This is a genomic window from Thioclava sp. 'Guangxiensis' (genome assembly GCF_045348365.1).
Taxonomy (GTDB): Bacteria; Pseudomonadota; Alphaproteobacteria; order Rhodobacterales; family Rhodobacteraceae; genus Thioclava; species Thioclava kandeliae.
Map to the genome: position 1 here is coordinate 1,283,733 of NZ_CP155822.1, position 18,584 is coordinate 1,302,316.

The 18,584-nt window shown below is 61.2% G+C and carries 17 protein-coding genes; 15 read left to right on the plus strand and 2 right to left on the minus strand.

The annotated features are described in order from the left end of the window. Positions 1-23: 23 nt before the first annotated feature. Together ABEB22_RS06360 and infB are read left to right on the plus strand one after the other, a co-directional pair. Positions 24-656: an RNA-binding protein gene (locus tag ABEB22_RS06360; RefSeq protein WP_406871076.1), complete on the plus strand. Its 633-nt coding sequence runs from the start codon at positions 24-26 to the stop codon at positions 654-656. Next, on the plus strand, positions 653-3,181 hold the full coding sequence (gene infB, locus ABEB22_RS06365) for a translation initiation factor IF-2 (RefSeq protein WP_339113714.1): 2,529 nt from the start codon (positions 653-655) through the stop codon (positions 3,179-3,181). The genes ABEB22_RS06360 and infB overlap by 4 nt, the downstream gene beginning before the upstream one ends. Positions 3,182-3,241: 60 nt before the next feature. Here infB and dapB read toward each other — a convergent pair whose 3' ends face one another. Next, entirely contained in the window at positions 3,242-4,048 is an 807-nt protein-coding gene (gene dapB / locus ABEB22_RS06370; RefSeq protein ID WP_339113713.1) for a 4-hydroxy-tetrahydrodipicolinate reductase, read from the minus strand. A gap of 133 nt (positions 4,049-4,181) precedes the next feature. Here dapB and rbfA point away from each other — a divergent pair, with 133 nt between their 5' ends. From rbfA to ABEB22_RS06430, 12 genes are all read left to right on the plus strand, one after another. Further along, positions 4,182-4,607, plus strand: coding sequence for a 30S ribosome-binding factor RbfA (rbfA, locus tag ABEB22_RS06375; RefSeq protein ID WP_339113712.1), 426 nt, complete (start codon positions 4,182-4,184; stop codon positions 4,605-4,607). Further along, positions 4,585-5,355: a phosphodiester glycosidase family protein gene (locus ABEB22_RS06380; RefSeq protein ID WP_406871132.1), complete on the plus strand. Its 771-nt coding sequence runs from the start codon at positions 4,585-4,587 to the stop codon at positions 5,353-5,355. The genes rbfA and ABEB22_RS06380 overlap by 23 nt, the downstream gene beginning before the upstream one ends. 90 nt (positions 5,356-5,445) lie before the next feature. Then, complete coding sequence (gene truB / locus ABEB22_RS06385; protein WP_406871077.1) at positions 5,446-6,348, plus strand: tRNA pseudouridine(55) synthase TruB; 903 nt, start codon at positions 5,446-5,448, stop codon at positions 6,346-6,348. Between the two features lie 56 nt (positions 6,349-6,404). Continuing rightward, a complete protein-coding gene (locus tag ABEB22_RS06390; RefSeq protein WP_339113709.1) occupies positions 6,405-6,923 on the plus strand; it encodes a DUF1643 domain-containing protein in 519 nt (172 codons plus the stop codon). 105 nt (positions 6,924-7,028) lie between these two features. Then, on the plus strand, positions 7,029-7,976 hold the full coding sequence (locus tag ABEB22_RS06395) for a calcium-binding protein (protein ID WP_406871078.1): 948 nt from the start codon (positions 7,029-7,031) through the stop codon (positions 7,974-7,976). A 140-nt stretch (positions 7,977-8,116) separates the two neighbouring features. Beyond that, on the plus strand, positions 8,117-8,386 hold the full coding sequence (rpsO, locus tag ABEB22_RS06400; protein WP_339113707.1) for a 30S ribosomal protein S15: 270 nt from the start codon (positions 8,117-8,119) through the stop codon (positions 8,384-8,386). Between the two features lie 288 nt (positions 8,387-8,674). Continuing rightward, positions 8,675-10,126 carry a sodium/proline symporter PutP gene (gene putP / locus ABEB22_RS06405; protein ID WP_339113706.1) on the plus strand — a complete coding sequence of 484 codons (1,452 nt, stop codon included), beginning with the start codon at positions 8,675-8,677 and terminating at the stop codon, positions 10,124-10,126. 288 nt (positions 10,127-10,414) lie between these two features. Further along, positions 10,415-12,559: a polyribonucleotide nucleotidyltransferase gene (gene pnp / locus ABEB22_RS06410; protein WP_339113705.1), complete on the plus strand. Its 2,145-nt coding sequence runs from the start codon at positions 10,415-10,417 to the stop codon at positions 12,557-12,559. 93 nt (positions 12,560-12,652) lie between these two features. Continuing rightward, complete coding sequence (locus ABEB22_RS06415) at positions 12,653-13,702, plus strand: stealth family protein (RefSeq protein WP_406871079.1); 1,050 nt, start codon at positions 12,653-12,655, stop codon at positions 13,700-13,702. A 103-nt stretch (positions 13,703-13,805) separates the two neighbouring features. After that, positions 13,806-14,588, plus strand: coding sequence for a hypothetical protein (locus ABEB22_RS06420; RefSeq protein ID WP_339113703.1), 783 nt, complete (start codon positions 13,806-13,808; stop codon positions 14,586-14,588). A gap of 18 nt (positions 14,589-14,606) precedes the next feature. Continuing rightward, positions 14,607-15,392: a hypothetical protein gene (locus ABEB22_RS06425; RefSeq protein ID WP_406871080.1), complete on the plus strand. Its 786-nt coding sequence runs from the start codon at positions 14,607-14,609 to the stop codon at positions 15,390-15,392. Beyond that, positions 15,385-16,224 carry a glycosyltransferase family A protein gene (locus tag ABEB22_RS06430; protein WP_406871081.1) on the plus strand — a complete coding sequence of 280 codons (840 nt, stop codon included), beginning with the start codon at positions 15,385-15,387 and terminating at the stop codon, positions 16,222-16,224. The genes ABEB22_RS06425 and ABEB22_RS06430 overlap by 8 nt, the downstream gene beginning before the upstream one ends. Positions 16,225-16,257: 33 nt before the next feature. Here the strand turns inward: ABEB22_RS06430 and ABEB22_RS06435 are convergent, their stop codons facing one another. Beyond that, positions 16,258-16,914, minus strand: coding sequence for a peroxiredoxin (locus ABEB22_RS06435; RefSeq protein ID WP_339113700.1), 657 nt, complete (start codon positions 16,912-16,914; stop codon positions 16,258-16,260). A 189-nt stretch (positions 16,915-17,103) separates the two neighbouring features. On the opposite strand from ABEB22_RS06435, the gene ABEB22_RS06440 reads away from it, so the two are divergent. Next, positions 17,104-18,543: an aldehyde dehydrogenase family protein gene (locus ABEB22_RS06440; RefSeq protein ID WP_339113699.1), complete on the plus strand. Its 1,440-nt coding sequence runs from the start codon at positions 17,104-17,106 to the stop codon at positions 18,541-18,543. The last annotated feature ends 41 nt before the right edge of the window (positions 18,544-18,584 follow it).

Consider the following 18,584-nt stretch of genomic DNA (forward strand, 5'->3'; position numbering starts at 1 on the left):
AAGAGAAGGGGATCGGACCGATCATGAGCCGTGGTGGGCGAGACAAAACAAATGACGAGTCGGAACGGCGCTGCATCGTCACGCAAGACGTGCAGCCCAAGGTCGGGCTTGTGCGTTTCGTGCTGGGGCCGGACGGTCTGATCTATCCCGACGTGGCAGAAAAACTGCCGGGTCGGGGGATCTGGGTGACCTCGGATCGCGAGATCATCGAGAAGGCAGTTGCCAAGGGATTGTTCTCCCGTGGCGCAAAAACCAAGGCGGAGGCGCCGGATAATCTGGCGGATCTCGTCGATCAGGCTCTTGCACAACGCGTGGTCGAGCTTATCTCCTTGGTCAGGAAATCTGGCAAAGCCGTATGTGGCTTTGAAAAGGTCAAGGGCTGGCTCGCGGAAGGTCGGGCAAAGGTACTCTTCCAGGCGACCGATGGATCGGAACGCGGGAAGGGCAAGCTCTGGACCCCCGAAGGCAGCCGTTGGTTCGGTTGCCTGACCAGCGCGGAATTGGGTTTGGCTTTTGGGCGTGATCGTGCAATACACGGCGCGCTTGGTTCTGGTGGACTCACTCCGCGTGTCATAACAGAAGCGGCAAGGCTTGCGGGGATGCGCAAGCAGGACGGCGGCAAAGCGGCTGCCAGTAAGGATACGAAGACGGCATGAGCGATACGGACGGCAAAAAAACCCTCGGTCTTGGTGGCGCACGCCCCGGTTCGGTGAAGCAGAGCTTCAGCCACGGGCGCACCAAGAGCGTGGTGGTGGAAACCAAGACCAAGAAACGGGTCGTGAACAAGCCTGCGGCCGGTGCGGCCGGCAAGCCCTCCGGCTCGCGCCCGAATTTGGGTGACCCTAAAAAACGCCCTGCAGGCATTTCCGATGCCGAGATGGAGCGCCGTCTGAAGGCGCTCCAGGCTGCAAAAGCACGCGAAGTCGAGGAAGCTGCAACCCGTGAGGCCGAGGAAAAGGCCCGCGAGGAAGAGCGTGAGCGTCGTCGCGCCGAGCAGGAAGCAAAAGAGAAAGAAGAGCGTGAGCGCGAAGAAGCGCTGCGCCTGAAGGCAGAAGAGGACGAGCGCAAGGCGCGCGAGGCCGAACTGCGTGCGAAGAAGAAGGAAGAGGTCCGCAAGGCTCCCAAAGCCGACGCACCTGCCGCGCCGCAAGACCGCGCCGCTGCAGAGGCCGCTGCTTCGCGTGCCGAGACCAAAGGGGTTTCGGCCTCGGGTCCGCGCAAGACTGATCGTGAGCGTGATCGCAGCAGCGACCGCGACTCGCGTGGCAAAGCTGCCAAGGACGAGAGCCGCCGTTCGGGCAAGCTGTCGCTCAATGATGCGCTGACCGGCCGCGAAGGGCGCCAGCGCTCGCTCGCGTCGATGAAGCGCAAGCAGGAGCGTCAGCGTCAGAAGGGCATGGATAGCGGTCGCGCCGAGAAGCAGGTGCGCGATGTCCAGCTGCCGGAAACCATTCTGGTCGGCGAGCTTGCCAACCGTATGGCCGAACGGACTGCGGATGTGGTGAAATCGCTCATGAAAATGGGCATGATGGTGACCGCAAACCAGCCGCTTGATGTCGATACCGCAGAGCTGGTGATCGAGGAATTCGGCCACCGCGCGGTGCGCGTTTCGGATGCGGATGTCGAGCAGGTGATCGACACGGTTCAGGACAAGGATGAAGATCTTCAGCCGCGTCCGCCGATCGTGACCATCATGGGCCACGTGGACCACGGCAAGACCTCGCTTCTGGATGCGATCCGTAAGGCGAATGTCGTTTCCGGTGAGGCTGGCGGCATCACCCAGCATATCGGCGCCTATCAGGTGACCACCGATAGCGGGGCGGTTCTGACCTTCCTCGACACCCCCGGCCACGCGGCGTTCACGTCGATGCGGGCACGCGGTGCCAATGTGACCGACGTTGTCATCCTGGTTGTGGCGGCAGATGATTCGGTCATGCCGCAGACGATCGAGGCGATCAACCACGCGAAAGCGGCGAATGTGCCGATGATCGTGGCGATCAACAAGATCGACAAGCACGAGGCAAACGCACAGCGCGTGCGCACCGAGCTTCTGCAGCATAACGTGGTTGTCGAAGAGATGGGCGGCGACGTCCAGACCGTTGAAGTGTCGGCCAAATCGGGCAAGGGGCTTGATACCCTGCTGGACGCCATCGCGCTTCAGGCAGAGATCCTCGAACTGAAAGCCAACCCGAACCGTCAGGCGCAGGGTGCGGTGATCGAAGCCAAGCTCGATGTGGGTCGTGGTCCGGTTGCCACCGTTCTGGTGCAGCACGGCACGCTCAAGCGCGGCGATATCTTCGTCGTGGGCGAGCAGTGGGGTAAGGTCCGCGCGCTGATCAACGATCGCGGCGACCGCGTCGATGAGGCCGGTCCGTCGGTTCCGGTCGAGGTGCTCGGCCTCAACGGTACGCCCGAAGCAGGCGACGTGTTGAACGTGGTTGAAACCGAGGCACAGGCCCGCGAGATCGCGGATTACCGTATCTCGGCCGCCAAGGACAAACGTGCGGCTGCCGGTGCGGCGACGACGCTGGAGCAGCTGATGGCGAAAGCCAAGGCCGACAAGAGCGTTTCGGAACTGGCCGTTGTGGTCAAGGCCGACGTGCAAGGGTCGACCGAGGCGATCGTTCAGGCGCTCGAGAAGATCGGCAACGAGGAAGTGCGCGTGCGCGTCATCCATTCGGGTGTGGGTGCGATCACCGAATCCGATATCGGTCTGGCCGAAGCAAGCCAGGCGCCGGTCATCGGCTTCAACGTCCGTGCCAACGCTCCGGCGCGCAGCTCGGCCAACCAGAAAGGTGTCGAGATCCGCTATTACTCGATCATCTATGATCTGGTGGATGACATCAAAGCGGCCGCATCGGGCCTGCTGTCGGCCGAGATCCGCGAGAACTTCATCGGCTATGCGGAGATTCGCGAAGTCTTCAAGGTTACCGGCGTCGGCAAGGTTGCAGGCTGCTTGGTCACCGAGGGCGTTGCCCGCCGTTCGGCAGGCGTGCGTCTGCTGCGCGAGGATGTGGTGATCCACGAAGGCACCTTGAAGACGCTCAAGCGCTTCAAGGACGAGGTCAAGGAAGTCATCTCCGGTCAGGAATGCGGTATGGCCTTCGAGCGTTACGAGGATATCCGCCCCGGCGATGTCATCGAGATCTTCGAGCGCGAAGAGATCGAACGCTCGCTCTGATCAGACACAAGAAAAGGCGGCCCGCGAGGCCGCCTTTTTTATTGCGCGAAAGGGCGGGGCTCAGAGCCCCAGCACATCCATCATATCATATTGCCCGGGGTCCTTGTCCTGACCCCAGAGCGCCGCTTTCACCGCTCCGCGGGCGAAGATGCCGCGATCGGTCGCCATATGGCGCAGGATGATCCGCTCGCCCATGCCCGCAAACAGCACATCATGTTCGCCCACGATATCGCCACCACGGATGGCGGAGAAGCCGATGGCGCCTTTCTCGCGCGCGCCGGTGATGCCGTCGCGACCGGCTTCGCGGTGATCGGCAAGCCGGATGCCACGGCCCTCGGCTGCGGCCTCGCCCAGCATCAGTGCGGTGCCCGAAGGCGCATCGACCTTGCGGTTGTGATGGGCCTCGATCACCTCGATATCCCACTCCTCATCCAGCGCTTGGGCCACCTTTTTCGTCAGCTGGGTCAGCAGGTTCACGCCAAGGCTCATATTGCCCGCGCGCACCTGCACCGCATGGAAGGCCGCGGGTTTCAGCGCCTCGAGCTGCTCATCGGTGAACCCTGTCGTGCCGATCACATGGGTGGCGCGTGCCTGCGCGGCGAGTTCGGCAAATTCCAGCGTGGCTTCGGGGGTGGTGAAGTCGATCACCGCCTGGGCCTTGGCAAAGGCTTCGAGCGGGTCATCGGTGACCACGACGCCATGGCCCAGCCCCATCAGCTCGCCCAGATCGCGGCCGGCCCATCCGTTGCCCTGCCGCACGACCGCGCCGGCCAGCTGCACTTTGTCGGAGGCCACGACGCTGCGGATCAGCATCTGCCCCATACGGCCCGAGGCCCCTGTGATGACGATTCCGGGAAGTTCACCCATGGTTCTCTCTTTCGTTATTGGCCTTTCAGTTGCGACCCTGCTTATCCTGAGTGCCAAGTGTTGGCAAAGCCTCATGCGCCCCTGTCTATCAGGGGCATTGCGTGACGGGCTGCAAATGTCTATGTGCGGAAGTATGGCAAAGAACCGCTTCAATTCGGCCGAAGGGCCCTCTCAACGGCAGCTCCGCGTAGGCGAGCTGATCCGTCGTGCATTGTCTGACATCCTGCTGCGCGGCGATGTGCATGATCCCGATCTGTCCGGCGTGTCCGTGACGGTGGGCGAGGTGCGCTGTTCGCCCGACCTGAAGGTCGCCACCGCCTATGTCACCCCTCTGGGCGGCAGGGGCGAGGAGGGGCTGATCAAGGCTCTGGCCCGCAACAAGGGCGAGATCCGCCATATGGTGGGCAAGAGCCTGACCCTGAAATTCACTCCTGATCTGCGGTTCCGCCTGGACGAGACCTATGACCGTATGGATGAAACCCGCCGTCTGTTCTCGGACGAGACGGTGCAGCGTGATGTGGCCCGTCATGATGACGATGATGACGAAGATCTGGACTAATTTCCTGATCCTTGGCCTTCTGGCTCTGGTCTCGCGCCCACTCTGGGCGCAGACCGCTGATGACCCTTGCCATCGGGTCGATTTCGATGGCGCGGCCTTTACCGTATGCGAGGCCGATGCAGGCGATGATCTGCGGCTATGGTGGAACGATCCGTCCGGACAGCTGATCGGCACCCCCGAGCGCCTGGAAGGTCAGCTGGGTTCCGACGAAGTTCTGGGCTTTGCGATGAATGCCGGGATGTATCACTCGGATCGTCGCCCCGTGGGGCTCTATGTCGAGAAGGGGCAGCAAGAGCGCCCGATTGTCACCTCCGAAGGGCCGGGGAATTTCGGGCTGCTGCCCAATGGCGTGTTCTGTATTGCACCCGACCGTCTGACGGTGATGGAATCGCGCAGCTTCAATGCCGATCCGCCCACCTGCACCTATGCGACGCAATCCGGCCCGATGCTGGTGATTGACGGAACGCTTCATCCGAAATTCCTGCCCGATAGCGACAGCCTGAACATCCGTAACGGAGTGGGCGTGTCGGCGGATGGCAAACACGCATGGTTCGCGATTTCCGAGACACCGGTGAATTTCCACCTCTTCGCGCGGCTCTTCCGTGACGAGCTGGGTGCACGCAATGCGCTCTATTTCGATGGCAAGATCTCGCGGTTGGTCGATCCGTCCGAGAACCGCGCCGATTTCGGCCTGCCGATGGGGCCGATTGTCGGGCTTGTGCGCCCCAAGCCCGCGCCTGCCGAGTGACCCTGTCGATACTCTCGACGGCAGGTTGACCGGATGACGCCCTTGAGCTAGCAGGGCGCCTTGCAGATCTGGTCAAGCGAAGGACGGGCAATGGCACGCAAAAAAGGTCGGGATGTTTCGGGCTGGCTGATTATCGATAAGCCCGCCGGTATTACCTCGACATCCGTTGTCAACAAAGTGCGTTGGGCGCTTGGCGCCAAGAAGGCTGGCCATGCGGGCACGCTGGATCCGGCAGCAACCGGCGTGCTGGCCGTGGCCTTGGGCGAGGCCACGAAGACCGTTCCCTATATCACCGATGCCGACAAGTGCTACCGTTTCCAGGTGCGCCTGGGGGCTGCCACCAATACTGATGATGCCGAGGGCGAAGTCATCGAGACTTCGGACAAGCGTCCGAGCGATGACGATATCCGCGCCGCACTGCCGCAATTCGTGGGCGATATCATGCAGGTGCCGCCGCAGTTCTCGGCTGTGAAGGTGGATGGCGAGCGCGCCTATGCGCTGGCCCGCAAGGGCGAGGAGATGGAGCTGGCCGCACGTCCCCTCTGGGTCGAGAGCCTCGAACTGGTGTCGCGGGTCGATGTCGATACGGTCGAGCTGGAAATGGTCTGCGGCAAGGGCGGTTATGTGCGCTCGATCGCCCGTGATCTGGGGCAGGTGCTTGGGTGCTTGGGCCATGTCCTGTGGCTGCGCCGCGAATGGTCCGGCCCGTTCGAGGCCGCACAGGGGATCAGCCTCGAGACGCTGGATGAGCTGGCCAAGACGCCCGAGCTGGATGCCCGCGTGCAGCCGCTGGAGATCGGTCTGGCGGATCTGCCCGAGCTGAAATGCACCCCCGAGGGCGCGGTGCGCCTGCGCAATGGCAACCCGGGAATGGTGCTGGCCTCGGCCTGCGAGTATGGCGATGAGGCATGGGTGTCCTATGAGGGGGTGCCGCTGGCTGTAGGCACCTACAAGGCGGGCGAGTTGCATCCGAGCCGCGTCTTCAATCTGTAATCCTTGACGGGCCGGTGGATTTCCTCCGGCCTTTGCCTTGGCGAAAGGACGGCCTCATGGTCACGCGCGAGTTTCTCAAGGGCGATGCGGCTTCCATCGCGGTCTATTCCGATGACGAGCAGTTCCGGTATCTGCTGACCCGTGTATGGGACCCGAAAGGCCCGCGCGCGCTGTTCATCATGCTCAACCCCTCGACCGCGACCGAGGTGCAGAACGACCCGACCGTGGAGCGCTGCGAGCGCCGTGCACGGGTGTTGGGATTCGGGGCGTTCCGCGTGACCAATATCTTCGCCTATCGCGCCACCGACCCCAAGGTGATGCGGGCCCAGCCAGATCCGGTCGGCCCCGAGAACGACCGCGCCATCCTCGAGAGCCTCGATTGGGTGTCCGGCCCCGAGGATCGGGTGATCTGCGCATGGGGCGCACATGGGGCACATCTGGGCCGTGGCGCGGTTGTCGAGGCGCTTTTGCGCGGGGCCGATCGCCCGCTCTACCATCTGGGCCTGACACAGGCCGGCGCGCCCAAACATCCTCTTTATATCAGCTACGCGCAGCAGCCGGTGCTCTGGGGGTGAGTTTACCATAGCACCAGAAAGCCTTCCCATTTCGCGATTGCCCTTAGGGAATCTTGTGATGTTGCTGTAATGTTCTTCCTCGCTGGGGGGCGCGAGGAGAGTGGAATGTTGTTTCTGACGGGATTGGTCGGGCTGCTGGTGGCGGGGGCGGGTGCGGCCTTTGCGGGCGGTTTCCGCACCGATGAGGCCGATGACGAAGAGGATGCACAGGAGATAAGCCCCGATATGGAGGACAGTCCCCTGACGGAAGCGGGGGACCGGATTATCGGTGGTGGTCCTACGGATGAGGTGATCACGGGCGGCGCAGGCGATGACCAGATCAACGGCTACGGGGGCGATGACAGCCTGACGGGGCGCGCGGGCGATGACCAGCTCTGGGGCGCGGAGGGCGATGATACGCTTCTGGGCGGGACGGGCGATGATACGCTGAGCGGCGAATGGGGCGAGGACTTCCTTGTCGGAGCGGAGGGCGATGATCTTCTGCGGGGCGGAAGTGGCGATGACAGCCTGACGGGCGGGGCGGGCGATGATAGCCTGCAGGGCGGCGAGGGCGCAGACACCCTGTCGGGCGGCGCAGGAGATGATGCGGTGCAGGGCGGGGCGGGCGATGACAGACTGTCTGGCGGTCCGGGCTCGGACGAGCTGGATGGCAATGGCGGCGATGACCTCCTATGGGGCACCAGCGATTTGGAAGAGGATCAGGATACGGGCGATTACCTCAACGGGGGCACGGGAGCCGATACGCTGATTGCAGGACATGGCGATTATCTTTCGGGCGGCGAGGATGGCGATGCCTTCGTGCTGGGGGCATGGCAAGGGGATGCGCCTGCCGTGATTGCCGATTTCGATCCTGCCGAGGACCGCATCGTTGTCGTCTATGACACCGCGCTGGTTGCCGACCCGGAACTCGGATTGGAAGAGGATGACACGGGCGCATGGATCACGCTTGACGGGCAGCGGCTGGGGCAGGTGCACTCCGAAGAGGGCGTGACGCTGGAGGATCTGCAACTGGTCGGGCGCGCGGCGTTCGAGGCGCAGATGACGGCCCAGTAACCGGGTCCGGTGATTGGGGCTTTATTTTTGGTGCGATTCGGTGTAACTGCGCCCATCGCTTCCCTGAGGGAGGCGTGTTCTATGGACCCTGCTGGACGACATCCCGGCTTGTGCCCCAACCCTTAACCAAGGAGATTCCGATGTCGATCACCGTCGAAGACAAGAACGCCCTGATCAAAGAATTCGCAACCAAAGAAGGCGACACCGGTTCGCCCGAAGTGCAAGTTGCGATCCTGACCAAGCGCATCTCGAACCTGACCGAGCACTTCAAAACCCACAAGAAGGACAACCACTCGCGTCGTGGCCTTCTGATGCTGGTTGCTCAGCGCCGTAAGCTGCTGGACTATCTGCGTGGCAAGGAAGAAGCACGTTACCAAGCGCTCATCGCGCGTCTGGGTATCCGTCGCTAAGCGCATCCGCGCATCGTCAGAATAGATCGGGACGCCCGCTGATTTCAGCGGGCGTTTTGTTTTTTCGTCCTATGTAGAATCAATATGTGACAATTTGCCGCTTTTTCGGGCATAATTTTAAAAACACAAATCGTCTAAATCGCGGGTATTTCTGTTCGTTTAGGCTGTTTGTTTCTGTCCATTTGGTCGGTTTGACTTATTTCGAGATAAGCACAATGTGATCCGTCTTTTTTCTTCGTTTTCGGGGCGGTCCGTGCCACAGACCGCACAAACAAAACAGAGGGGGAAATGATGAGTATCGGTATCTGGATCAGTCTCATCGCCTATTTCATCTTGATGCTGGGCATCGGTGTTTACGCCTGGCGCAAGTCCACATCGAATTCCGAGGAATACATGCTGGGTGGCCGCAGCCTGCCGCCCTCGGTCGCCGCCCTTTCGGCGGGCGCCTCGGATATGAGCGGCTGGCTGCTGCTGGGCCTGCCGGGCGCGCTTTATGCCTCGGGTCTCGTCAGCGCATGGATCGGGATCGGTCTGTTCATCGGCGCGCTGTTCAACTGGATCATCGTGGCGCCGCGCCTGCGCGAGCAGACCGAGCGCTATTCCAACAGCCTGACCATTCCGGCCTTCCTGGCCAACCGCTTCCCGTCCTATGCCACCGCGTTGCGGATGGTGTCGGCGGTGATCATCGTGGTGTTCTTCGCGGTCTATACCGCCTCGGGCCTTGTGGGGGGCGGCAAGCTCTATGCCAGCGCCTTTGGCGGTGATTATATGGTGGGCGTCTGCCTGACCTTGGGCATCGTGCTGGTCTACACGGTCATCGGCGGCTTCCTCGCCGTGTCGCTGACCGATTTCGTGCAGGGTTTCATCATGATGCTCGCGCTGATCATCATGCCTGCCGTGATCCTTTATATGGGGCAGGGCAATGGCGTGGATCAGGCAACCGCTCGCCTGTCCGACATGCAGGAAGGCTATCTGTCGCTGACCCATGGCCTGACCGCGATCGGCTGGATTTCGGCGATGGCGTGGGGGCTTGGCTATTTTGGCCAGCCGCATATCATCGTGCGCTTCATGGCGGTGCGCTCGGTCGCCGATGTGCCAAAGGCGCGTAATATCGGCATGGGCTGGATGGCGATCTCGCTTCTTGGCGCGATCGGTGTGGGCATCTTCGGCCGCGCCTATGTCGAGCGTAACGGTATCTCCGTGGAAGATCCCGAGACCATTTTCATCCTCTTGGCGAACCTGCTGTTCCACCCGCTGGTGACCGGCTTCCTCTATGCAGCCCTTCTGGCGGCGATCATGTCGACGGTCTCCTCGCAGCTTCTGGTAGCGGCCTCCTCGATCTCGGAAGATTTCTACCGCATCGTGCTGAACCGCAAGGCGTCCGATCGGGCGCTGGTGAATGTGGGCCGTATCGCGATCGTGCTGGTCGGCGTTGTGGCGATCTGGATCGCGGCGGACCCGAATTCCGAGGTGCTGGGGCTTGTGTCCAACGCATGGGCCGGTTTCGGTGCCGCCTTCGGCCCGCTGGTGATCCTCGCGCTGACCTGGCCGCGGATGAACGGCGCAGGCGCGCTGGCAGGTCTGATCGTGGGGGCGGGCACGGTGATCTTCTGGATCTATTCTGGGCTTGCCGCCTCGACCGGTCTCTACGAGATTATCCCGGGTTTCGTCGCGGCCTTCATCGCCATCATCGTGGTGACGCTGATCACCCGCGATTCCGGCGAGTTCCGCGCGAAATAAGCGCCCCATCTCCAACACAGAAAGGCCGCAGCCCCCGCTGCGGCCTTTTTTGTTGCGGGCAATGATTCACGGGAAACGCTAACGGGGCCGTTAACCAAAGAGGTGACGCGATGTCGCACAGTTTGCTTTCCCTGAGCCGCATTTTCCTGTATGAGCCGATGCATCTGAGACGTGACGCCCGAGCCCCCGGGGCACATGCACAGGATAGAGGGGCGGCGGCAATGGGGCCGCCATGCAAACGGGAGCCCACGGGATACGCCTGTGAGGTTTCCAGACAGGATACGCTGAATGTTCAACGTTACTAAAAAATCCATCCAGTGGGGCGAAGAGACCCTGACGCTGGAAACCGGCAAGGTGGCACGTCAGGCCGATGGGACCGTGATCGCCACGCTGGGCGAGACCTCGGTCATGGCCAACGTGACCTTCGCCAAAGCACCGAAGCCGGGTCAAGATTTCTTCCCGCTCACGGTTCACTACCAAGAGAAATACTACGCAGCCGGTAAGATCCCGGGTGGCTTCTTCAAACGCGAAGCACGCCCGACGGAAAAAGAGACGCTGACCGCGCGTCTGATCGACCGTCCCTGCCGCCCGCTCTTCGTTCCGGGCTTCAAGCATGAAGTTCTGGTCATGTGCACCGTGCTCAGCCACGATCTGGTCAACGAGCCCGATATCGTCGCGATGATCGCGGCTTCGGCAGCCCTGACCATCTCGGGCGTGCCCTTCATGGGTCCGATCGCGGCTGCCCGCGTTGGCTTCGTGGATGGGGAATATATCCTCAACCCCGAATGCGAGGACATGACCCAGCTGCGCAATAACCCCGAGCAGCGCCTCGATCTGGTTGTCGCCGGCACCAAAGACGCCGTTATGATGGTGGAATCCGAAGCCTACGAGCTGTCGGAAGAAGAAATGCTCGGCGCGGTCAAATTTGGCCATGACGCGATGCAGCCAGTTCTGGACATGATCATCGATCTGGCCGAAGCCTGCGCGAAAGAGCCCTTCGATTTCGTTCCGCCGAACTATGACGAGCTGTATGGCAAGGTCAAAGCTGCTGGCGAGACCCAGATGCGCGCCGCTTTCGCGATCAAGGACAAGCAGGAGCGCACCAATGCGATCTCCGCTGCCGTGACCGCGATCAAGGAAGCGCTGTCGGAAGAAGATCTGGCAGATGCCAATCTCGGCTCGGCCATCAAGAAGCTGGAATCGGGCATTCTGCGCGGTGACATCATCAATGGTGGCGCCCGTATCGACGGCCGCGACAACACCACCGTGCGTCCGATCACCTCGGAAGTGGGCATCCTGCCGCGCACCCATGGTTCGGCGCTGTTCACCCGTGGCGAGACCCAGGGTCTGGTCGTGACCACGCTGGGCACCGGCGATGACGAACAGATCATCGACGCGCTCGAAGGCAACTACCGCTCGAACTTCCTGCTGCACTATAACTTCCCCCCCTATTCGGTGGGCGAGGTTGGCCGCGTGGGCTCGCCCGGCCGTCGTGAAATCGGTCACGGCAAGCTGGCATGGCGCGCGCTGCAAGCGGTGCTGCCGGCTGCGACCGACTTCCCCTACACCATCCGCGTTGTCTCCGAGATCACCGAATCGAACGGGTCTTCCTCGATGGCTTCGGTCTGCGGCGGTTCGCTGTCGATGATGGATGCGGGCGTTCCGCTGAAAGCTCCGGTGGCAGGTGTGGCCATGGGTCTGATCCTCGAAGACGACGGTCGCTATGCGGTCCTCACCGACATCCTCGGTGACGAAGACCACCTGGGCGATATGGACTTCAAAGTGGCGGGCACCGAGAACGGCATCACCTCGCTGCAGATGGACATCAAGGTTGCAGGCATCACGCCCGCGATCATGGAGCAGGCTCTGGCACAGGCCAAAGACGGCCGGATGACCATTCTGGGCGAGATGAACAAGGCGCTGTCCACCGGCCGCACCGAGTTCTCCGAGCACGCACCGCGCATCGAGACCATGCAGATCCCGACCGACAAGATCCGTGAAGTGATCGGCTCGGGCGGTAAGGTCATCCGCGAGATCGTGGAAACCTCGGGCGCGAAAGTCGACATCAATGACGACGGCATCATCAAGATCGCCTCGGCCAATGGTGAAGCCATCAAGAAGGCCTATGACATGATCTATTCGATCGTGGCAGAGCCGGAAGAAGGCAAGGTCTACACCGGTAAGGTTGTGAAGCTCGTCGATTTCGGCGCCTTCGTGAACTTCTTCGGCAAGCGTGACGGCCTCGTGCACGTGTCGCAGATCGCCAACAAGCGCCTGAACCACCCGTCGGACATCCTCAAAGAGGGTCAAGAGGTGAAGGTCAAACTGCTTGGCTTCGACGATCGCGGCAAGGTGCGCCTTGGCATGAAGATGGTCGACCAAGAAACCGGCGAAGAAGTCGCGCCGGAGAAGAAAGAAGAAAAAGCAGACTGATCCCAGCGATCTATGCTAAAAACTTTAGTCAGGCGGCCTCCTTGCTGGGGCCGCCTGATTTTTTGAGATGGATGCTGGATGCTGGAAGCCTCAATGCCTGAATTGGACGCTGTTATTTCTTGGGTTGATGGAAATGACCCGAAGCACCTGCGAAAGCGGGCGCAGTTTAGCGAGGATGCTGCAAAAGCACATTCTAAAGGCCTTTTGCCGACACGCTTCCAACAAGTTGGCGAGATCTATTTCTGTATAGCCTCGATCCTGAAATTCTGTCCGGATGTGCGGACGATCTGGCTTGTTACGGATGATCAGACGCCAGAGTTTTTGGGCGATTTTGTCAAAGAGGGCCTCTGTCCACCGGGCAAGATCCGTATTATCGATCACAAGGATATTTTTGCAGGGCATGAGAATTGTCTTCCAACGTTCAATTCGCGCTCCATCGAAGTCATGTTGCACCGCATTCCGGAATTGGCTGAGAAATATATATATCTCAACGACGATTTCTTCCTGACGCGCGAGGTGACGGTTGAGGATTTCTTCAAGGATGGAAAACCCGTTATCCACGCCGATTACGTCTTGCAGCACCGGAAGAGTTTCAAGGTGCGCTGGCGCCGGTTCTTGCGTAAGATCACATTCCGGAAACAACGTGAGAAGACCAATACGCATATCTGCGCGTCTATCTCGGCGCAGCTGGTCGGCGAAAAGACACATACTGTTAATCCGCGTCACCAACCGCATCCCTTGCGCGTGTCCACGCAGCGAAACTTCTATGAGCGGCATCCCGAGATCCTCCGTGCCCAAATGAAATTCCGCTTCCGCAACCATACCCAGTTCCAAGTTGCAGCTTTGGCTTATCTTCTTGAGTTACGGGCAGATCCGGCGCTTACGATCCACAATGAGCGTGTCCATTACGAGGTAGATTGTGGCTGCGGCGAAGGGGCTGACAAGATCAGGGCCAATATGGAGCCGGCGGTTAAATTCCTCTGTGTCCAGAGCTTAGACTGTGCGGCGGAAGATGATCGGGCAGCGGTGATCGACTGGCTCGTCGAGCGCGTCGGCTCGCACTGTCCCGCGGCTGTTTTGCGGCAGAATGGCAGGGCGCCAGATGATATCCGAACCGCAGCACTGCACCGGGAGAGCGCCTGAACCCGCAGACCATGGCGCGATGCGCACCCATTGCGTCCGGAGGTGGAGTATGGGAAGTCGGAACTGTCCCGTTTTTCGATGAAAGCAGAACAAGATGACGAAAATGGCGACCCTTTGGGTTGGTGAATTAGGTCCTATGGAGCGGGCAAGTCTGGCGTCTTTTGCGCGGTTCGATCAGACCGTGACGGTCTTCAGTTACACTCCTCTGGCCGATATGCCCAAAGGGTTCGAGAACCGCGACGCCAACGAGATCCTGCCGACCGAGACGATTTCCTATTACGCCAAGGAAAACAGCCCCTCGCTGCATTCCAACTTCTTCCGCTATCACATGATGGGACGATCCGAGTTCATGTGGGTGGATCTCGATGTGATCGCGCTGCGTCCTTTCGTCTTTGACAGTGAATGGGTCTACGGGCTTCAGCAGCCGGATTCGGTGAATTGTGCCGTAATGCGGGTGCCTTCCGACAGCGCCGTCACGCGCGAGCTGATGCAATACAAGGCGGGGTTCAGAGGAATCCCTCCGCAGGTGACGGGCCTGCGACGCCTGAAATACCAGATCAGAACACTGGGGCGGGGCCTGCCCATCGAGGAATGGATCTGGGGATCGACCGGTCCGCGTGCCTTTACCGCCGCTCTGCGTAACCATGGCGCATTCGAGCGCGCCTTGCCGATCGACGCATTCTATCCCGTCGCGGTGCGGGATGTGCGCCAGTTCATCGAGCCGGGACGTCTGGATGACAGCAGTTTCGGCCCCGATACCTATGGTGTGCATCTGTCGAAAAGTGTGGTCGAGCGCCATGCCAAACGCGATTTCGAGGGAAAGATCCCGTCCGGTAGCTATCTCGATCTGCAGATCGCGAAAGCTCGGGCGCAGGGCTTCCTATAGGGCCGAAAGGGGGCTGTCATGACCAAACCGGTTCTTATCCTCACCATGAAATGGGGCACGCTTTACGGGCCCGAATATGTGAACCGTCTGGCGGCAGGGGTGCGCAAACACCTTGGCCGGCCGCATCGGTTCATCTGTTTTACCGATGACGCCACGGGGCTGGACGCATCCGTCGAGGCGCTGCCGCTGCCCGAGCTGGGGCTGGCCAAGGGCAAGACCGACACCCGCTGGCGCAAGCTGGCTTTGTTCCGCGAGGATCTGGCGGGGCTGTCGGGGACGGCGCTGTTTCTCGATCTCGATCAGGTGGTTGTCGGTGCGCTGGAGCGGTTTTTCGAGGTGGAGGGCCCGTTCCGTATTATCCGCGATGACGATCTCTTCCGTCACAAGCCCCTGCGCAAGGTGAATAGCGCACGGGATGCTTTCCTGCATTCGGTCGGCAACAGTTCGGTCTTCCGCTACGAGATCGGGGCGCATAGCTATATCCTCGATGCCTATCTGGCCGATCCCGTGGCCGCGACCCGCGATTACGAGATCAGCCAGCAGTTCCAGTCGGCACAGCTGGCCAAGCACGGGCATCTGGCCTATTGGCCCAAGGGCTGGTGCGTAAGTTTCAAGAATGACTGTGTGCCGCGGGGGCTGAAGAGCTATCTGGCCGATCCCTCGCTCCCCGCAGGTGCGAAGATCGTCTGTTTTGCCGGTAATCCCAAGATGACCGATGCGCTGAACGGGCAGGGGGGGAAATGGTATCGCCGGATCGGTGATGTCTCGTGGCTGAAGCGGGCATGGGAGCAGCCCGATGGCTGAGCCGAACTGGTTCCGCTATCTGAAATGGCGCAGGCGCGTGGCAAAAGCACGGCGCGAGATCGCGTCGCGCACAGGGCAGGGGACACCGCATGGCCTGCCGCACCGGCTTGTCGTGTCGCTTACCAGCTTCCCGCCGCGCTATCCGGCGCTGGTGCTGGTGCTGCGCTCGCTTCTGACCCAGAGCATTACGCCCGATGAGGTGGTGCTCTGGCTGGCCGAGGGCGACGAGACCGCCTTGCCCGACGAGATCCGTGCGCTCGAGGCGAAGGGGCTGACAATCCGCACCTGCGCGGACTGGCGGTCCTACAAAAAGCATATCCCCGCTCTGCTGGCCTATCCGGAGGCGGCCGTCGTTACCTTCGATGACGATGTCTATTATCCGCGCGACTGGCTCGAACGGCTGGTGCGCGCGTCCATCGCCCATCCGGGAGAGGTGATCGCCCATCGGGCGCATCGCTTCACGCTATGCGGCGGGCGGCCCGCACCCTATCTCGACTGGCCTAAAAATATCGGCGAGGCCGGATGCGGGGCGGATATCTTCCTGACCGGTGTGCATGGTGTGCTCTATCCGCCCCGTAGCCTGCATGAGGATGTGACCCGCGAGGATCTGTTTTTGCGGTTGGCGCCGACGGCGGATGATGTCTGGATGTATTGGATGGCGCGGATGCAGGGCACGTTGATCCGCCATGCGGGCGGGCGCACCCGTGTGATCGAATGGCCCGGCACGCAGGAGGTCAGCCTCAAATCGATCAATCGCAGCGATAATTCGCAGGGCAATGACGAGGCGATTGCCGCTATGATGGCCCATTACGGATTGCCCGAGCCGAAATGAAAAAGCCCGCGACAGGCGCGGGCTTTCCGGGGATTACTTCGGCTGTTTGGCGAAGCGCAGATAGGGTAGCTTGATGTCCAGATCGCCGTATTTGGCTTTGGCATCCTCATCCGACACCGACAGAGCCACGATCACGTCCTGACCGGGCACCCAGTTGGCGGGGGTGGCGAAGGGCACGCCATCGGTCGCCTGCACGGCATCGAGCGCGCGCAGGATCTCGGCGAAGTTGCGGCCCACCGACATCGGATAGGTCATGGTCAGGCGGACCTTCTTGTCCGGCCCGATGATATAGACGGTGCGCACGGTCGCCGTGTTGGCGGGGGTGCGGTTGGCCTCGGGCAGGTAGAAATCGGCCGGCAGCATGTCATAGGCTTTCGACACGGTCAGCGAGGTGTCGTCGATGATCGGGAAGCCGGCCTTGGTGCCTGCGAAGCTCTCGATATCATTCTTCCATTTGGTGTGTTCCTCGACCGTATCGACCGAAACACCCAGAACCTTGGTATTGCGCTTGGCCCATTCCTCGGCCAGTTGCGCGACGGCGCCAAATTCGGTCGTGCAGACCGGTGTGAAATCGCGCGGATGCGAGAAGAGAACGACATAGCCGTCGCCGATGAAATCGTGGAATTTGATCTCGCCATCGGTCGAGGGTGCGGTAAAATCGGGGGCGATATCGTTGATGCGCAGTCCCATAAGATCCTCCATCTGAAAATGCTGCCAAAGATATAAGCCTGCCGGAAGGGTTTGCCCAGTGGAGGGCAGGAAAATGCCCCGATTTGTGCGGGTACATTATATTCCGTTTCGGCATACCGGTATGTCATTGTGACGCCTTGCGTCCTCGGGATCTTTGCGACAGGCTGCGCCCCAAACAGGAGTCTGCTTATGATCGAAAAACGTCAGTTTTACATCAATGGCGAATGGGTTGCGCCGCTGGCCCCGCGCGACCACGATGTCATTGACCCGTCCACCGAAGAGGCCTGCGCCGTGATCAGCCTCGGCACGTCCGAGGATGTCGATATCGCGGTGAAGGCCGCCAAGGACGCGCTGCCCGCATGGCGCGCGACCCCGCCTGCCGAGCGCATCGCCTATGTCGAGCGCCTGCTCGAGGTCTATAAATCCCGCCAGCAGGAGATGGCCGAGGCGATCAGCCTCGAGATGGGCGCGCCCATCGATCTGGCCTTCGCCTCGCAGGCCGGTGCCGGGATCAGCCATATCACCAACTGTCTGACGGCCGCCAAATCCTTCGAATGGCTGCATCCGCTGGGCGATGGCACGCCGGGCGCGATGATCGGCTACCAGCCGATCGGTGTCGTGGGGCTGATCACGCCGTGGAACTGGCCGATGAATCAGGTCACGCTGAAGGTGGCCCCCGCGCTTGTGGCCGGCTGCACGATGGTGCTCAAACCCTCCGAAGAGGCGCCGCTCAGCTCGATGCTCTTTGCCGAGTTTATCCACGAGGCCGGTATTCCGGCGGGCGTGTTCAACCTCGTGAATGGCGACGGTATGGGCGTGGGTTCCGCGCTGTCGGGCCATGTCGATATCGAGATGATCTCCTTTACCGGCTCGACCCGCGCAGGCCGTGCGATCTCCAAGAATGCCGCCGAGACGCTCAAGCGCGTGGCGCTGGAGCTGGGTGGCAAGGGTGCGAACCTTGTGTTTGCCGATGCCGATGACAAGGCCGTGGAACGTGGCGTGAAGCACATGTTCAACAATTCGGGCCAAAGCTGCAACGCGCCCTCGCGGATGCTGGTCGAGCGTTCGATCTATCCGCAGGCGCTCGAGATCGCCAAGAAGGTTGCGGACGAGACCAAGGTCGGCAGCCCGCGTGAGCATGGCAAGCATATCGGTCCGGTGATCAACAAGTCGCAATATGACAAGATCCAGGGGCTGATCGAGAAGGGCATTGCCGAGGGCGCGACCCTTCTGGCCGGTGGTCCGGGTCTGCCCGAGGGCGTGAACCGTGGCTATTTCGTCCGCCCGACGATCTTTGCCGATTGCACGCCGGATATGACCATCATGCGCGAGGAAATCTTCGGGCCGGTGCTGTCGATCATGCCCTTCGATACGGAAGAAGAGGCTGTGCAAGTGGCCAATGACACCGAATACGGTCTGACCAACTATGCCCAGACCCAGGATCCTGCGCGTCTGCGCCGGATGGCCACGCAGCTTCAGGCCGGTATGGTCGAGCTGAACGGCCAGTCGCGTGGCGCGGGCTCGCCCTTTGGGGGCGTGAAAGCATCGGGCCGCGCGCGTGAAGGTGGTCGTTGGGGCATTGAAGAGTTCTGCGATGTGATCGCGATCTCGGGTTATGCTGCCGAATAACCGGGCCGGATAAAGACTTAAGTAAAAAAGCCGGAGCGTGA